The organism is Pseudomonas sp. 05N434 (assembly GCF_056396965.1).
This window is the reverse complement of sequence record NZ_JBFTMK010000528.1, coordinates 1-3,548: the sequence shown is the minus strand read 5'-3', so window position 1 is coordinate 3,548 and position 3,548 is coordinate 1. Positions and strand designations below refer to the sequence as shown.

5 protein-coding genes and 1 pseudogene are annotated in these 3,548 nt (G+C 59.3%); 2 read left to right on the top strand and 4 right to left on the bottom strand.

Annotated features, from left to right (window positions below; all coding sequences use genetic code 11):
* Positions 1 to 441 (bottom strand): ATP-binding cassette domain-containing protein (locus AC1DLB_RS25115; protein ID WP_477785847.1); only part of this gene is annotated, 441 nt, incomplete at its 3' end.
* 116 nt (positions 442 to 557) lie between these two features.
* Here AC1DLB_RS25115 and AC1DLB_RS25110 point away from each other — a divergent pair.
* Positions 558 to 779 carry a hypothetical protein gene (locus tag AC1DLB_RS25110; protein ID WP_156043987.1) on the top strand — a complete coding sequence of 74 codons (222 nt, stop codon included), beginning with the start codon at positions 558 to 560 and terminating at the stop codon, positions 777 to 779.
* A gap of 215 nt (positions 780 to 994) precedes the next feature.
* Positions 995 to 2,386: a GABA permease gene (gabP, locus tag AC1DLB_RS25105; RefSeq protein ID WP_477785846.1), complete on the top strand. Its 1,392-nt coding sequence runs from the start codon at positions 995 to 997 to the stop codon at positions 2,384 to 2,386.
* Positions 2,387 to 2,462: 76 nt separating this feature from the next.
* Here the strand turns inward: gabP and AC1DLB_RS25100 are convergent, their stop codons facing one another.
* The 3 genes and pseudogenes from AC1DLB_RS25100 to AC1DLB_RS25090 form a co-directional block, all read right to left on the bottom strand.
* Positions 2,463 to 2,915: a hypothetical protein gene (locus tag AC1DLB_RS25100; protein WP_064615876.1), complete on the bottom strand. Its 453-nt coding sequence runs from the start codon at positions 2,913 to 2,915 to the stop codon at positions 2,463 to 2,465.
* Positions 2,916 to 2,921: 6 nt separating this feature from the next.
* Complete coding sequence (locus tag AC1DLB_RS25095) at positions 2,922 to 3,338, bottom strand: hypothetical protein (protein WP_305410823.1); 417 nt, start codon at positions 3,336 to 3,338, stop codon at positions 2,922 to 2,924.
* Positions 3,339 to 3,375: 37 nt separating this feature from the next.
* Positions 3,376 to 3,548 (bottom strand): annotated as a pseudogene (locus AC1DLB_RS25090) (alpha/beta hydrolase); the annotation flags it as partial.

Sequence of the window (3,548 nt, the reverse complement as noted above, 5' to 3'; positions counted from 1 at the left end):
GCGCTTGTCAGCGATGCCGACCTTGGCCAGCAGGGCTTCGGCGACTYCGATGGCCTCGGCCTTGCTCTGACCGAGTACGCGGCGCGGGGCCTCGATGATGTTGTCGAGCACGGTCATGTGCGGCCAGAGATTAAAGTTTTGAAACACAAAACCGATCTCGCTGCGCAGGCGATTGATCTGCTTGCCGTCGGCAGCGACCAGTTCGCCGTTCTTGGCGGGCTTGAGCTTGAGTTCTTCGCCAGCTACCAGGATCTGGCCCTGGTGCGGGTTTTCCAGCAAGTTGATGCAACGCAGGAACGTGGACTTGCCGGAACCGGAGGAGCCCAGGATCGAGATCACGTCGCCGTCGCGGGCGGTCAGCGAGATGCCTTTGAGCACCTCAAGCTGTCCGTAGCGTTTGTGCAAGTTGCGGATTTCAAGCGCGGGCGTGGCCTCAGCCATGTGCGTTCCTCATAGTGTGTTGCGCTCCTGCTGTTGGTCGCCTTCCTGGCGAGGCGGCCAAGCTAGCATAGCGTTCGAATGGCAGCCAACAGCGCTCGGGACGGTAAACGGATGGCGTGTGGCAGGTTGTCGCATCGGTACAGCAGACTGTCGCGCTGCTATCAACCGAACAGCCGTTTGAACCCGATGTGGTCCGGCTGTCCCGTAAAAAAAGGCGCGATGTTGCCAGCTTTGGCGGGGTGTTGGAAGCGCTAACCGGCCAAACGTTCCTGATCTGCACTTTTATTGTGCGCGCCTGCCTTTTTGGGTGTGTTTCCGGTGCATGGATTCGTTCCTGAAGTGGGTGGCAAGGTAACGCTCTGGCTAAATGCCATTAATCTCAATGACTTGCGATAAGCGCTCCATCGGCGCACAGGCCGCGTATACCGGGGGCGTGAAACATTTTGGCGCAATTATTGCGTGCAGAATAAGGAACACTCTGTTGGATTCTTTTTACGAGAAGGGATTTTCAGGCAGGGTGGACTGAATCGATTTCCAGGCAAAGGTAGTTTCAATGAGCAGTACGCAAAGCTCCAATGGCCTCGAACAGGGGCTCAAACCGCGTCATGTGACCATGCTGTCGATCGCCGGGGTTATCGGTGCCGGCCTGTTCGTCGGCTCCGGCCACGCCATCGCCGCTGCAGGCCCGGCCGTGTTGTTGGCCTACGCTGCCGCCGGTGCGCTGGTGGTTCTGGTCATGCGCATGCTCGGCGAGATGGCCGTTGCATCGCCAGATACAGGCTCCTTCTCGACGTATGCCGATCGTGCGATCGGTCACTGGGCCGGTTTCACCATCGGCTGGCTCTACTGGTGGTTCTGGGTTTTGGTCATCCCGCTGGAAGCTAACGCTGCGGCGACCATTCTGCATGCCTGGTTCCCGAACGTGGCGATCTGGGCCTTCACCTTGGTCATCACGTTACTGCTGACGGTGACCAACCTGTTCAGCGTGAAGAACTATGGCGAGTTCGAGTTCTGGTTCGCCCTGGTCAAAGTCGTGGCGATCATCGGCTTTATCGGTCTGGGCATTCTGGCGATCTTCGGCCTCCTGCCCACCAGCCAGGTCAGCGGTGTGTCGCACCTGTTTGACACTCAAGGCTTCCTGCCAAACGGCATGGGCGCGGTGCTCGGCGCCATTCTGACCACCATGTTTTCCTTCATGGGCACCGAGATCGTGACCATTGCGGCCGCGGAATCGAAGAACCCTGGCCAGCAGATCTCCAAGGCCACCAACTCGGTCATCTGGCGGATTGGCTTGTTCTACCTCGTCTCCATTTTCATCGTTGTGGCCTTGGTGCCGTGGAACGACCCGATTCTGGCCAGCGTCGGTTCCTACCAGACCGTGCTGGAGCGCATGGGGATCCCGAATGCCAAGCTGATCGTTGATATCGTGGTTCTGGTCGCGGTCACCAGCTGCCTGAACTCCGCGCTCTACACCGCTTCGCGGATGATGTTCTCGCTGGGCAAACGCGGCGACGCGCCGGCCGTTTCCCAGCGCACCAATAGCAGCGGCACACCTTACTGGGCCGTGATGCTGTCGACCGCTGCGGCATTCCTTGCAGTCTTCGCCAACTACGTGGCCCCGGCTGCCGTGTTCGAATTCCTGCTGGCCAGCTCTGGCGCCATCGCGTTGCTGGTGTACCTGGTGATCGCRWTTTCGCAACTGCGYATGCGCAAACAGCGCATGGCYCGYGGTGAAAAAATCGCCTTCAGCATGTGGCTGTTCCCGGGTCTGACCTACGCGGTGATCGTATTCATCATCGCCGCCCTGACCATCATGCTGTTCCAGGAAGCGCATCGCGTGGAGATCCTCGCGACGGGTCTGCTGAGCGTGTTGGTGGTGGCTGCCGGTTTGTTTGTGGCGCGTCGTCGCAAGCTGCAGAAACTGGGCGCTGTGGTGCTGAGCTGATCCGTACCGCGTAACGCAAAACGGCCGCTGTCAGTGATGACACGCGGCCGTTTTCAGTTCTGAAGAGGAGGAGTGTTTACTCGCCCTTTTCTTCCTGCGCATCCAGCGACTGACGATAACTGTCCAGCGCATCACCAAAGTCAGTGATGAATTGCGGATCGGTCAGCCAGGCCTGGGCGGTATCGCGGTCCATGCCATCGGCCCACATGCGGTAGTCGATCAGCATGTCGGCGGCCAGGTGTGTGGCGGCCATGGCTTCGTTGTCGGCGTTTTCCATGTCCAGCAGTTCTGGATGGTCGCTGATAATCCCGGCAAGGTTCGACAGCAGGGTCAGCAGCATGTCGTTGCGGCTGGTGGCTTCGGCGTCACGCATTTTGCTGAACATCGCCAGGGTGTATTCCGGGATCGGCTCGCCGATCTCACCCAGGTCATCATTCAGATCGGCAGGCTTTCTGCCGACCATGCGGATTTGTTTGGCTTTGGCTTTTGCGCGTTTGGCGCGTTTCTGTTGCTTATTCAGGGATGCCATGGGAACTCAGTGGGTTTTCTGTTGGGTTTGGGCCGCGATGGCGTCGGACGCCGCCACGTAATCAGCCTGGAAGGCCGGCGATTCGATCCACGCCAGTGCACCGGCCTCGTCGGTCTCGGTGGACCATTGGCGGTATTCGATCAGCGCCGCGAGGATGAAGTCCATCGCGCCTTCTTCGCCTTCCTGTTCGTACACCAGCTCCAGCAGCGGGTCTTCAAGGAAGGCTGTGCACATTGCCTGCTGGCTGGACTTTTCGGCGTCGATCATTTTTTTGAACAATTCGGTCAGGTCCACCGATTCGAAGTCGATGCGATCGTCGTTCGGGTCCAGCTCGACCGGCGCGGCGACCCGCTGGGTGCGGTTCTGCTTGGCCTTGGCTTTGGCGCGGGAGGCGCGTTTGTTCTGCTTGTTGGCGGAGGCCATGGGCGTCATTCCGTAATTCGTTGAGAGGGTGCATCAATCAGTTGCGTGGCACTCGCCGCCCGGGTGTATCGGGGGCCAGCTCGCCGGTCTGCAGCCAGGACAATGCAATGGGCCATAGTGTGGCTTGGTATGCGCTGCGAAAAAAGGCGAAATGTCCGACTTCTTCTTCGCCGATGTCCTCAGGTGTGATTCTCAGGTGGGTATTTGTAC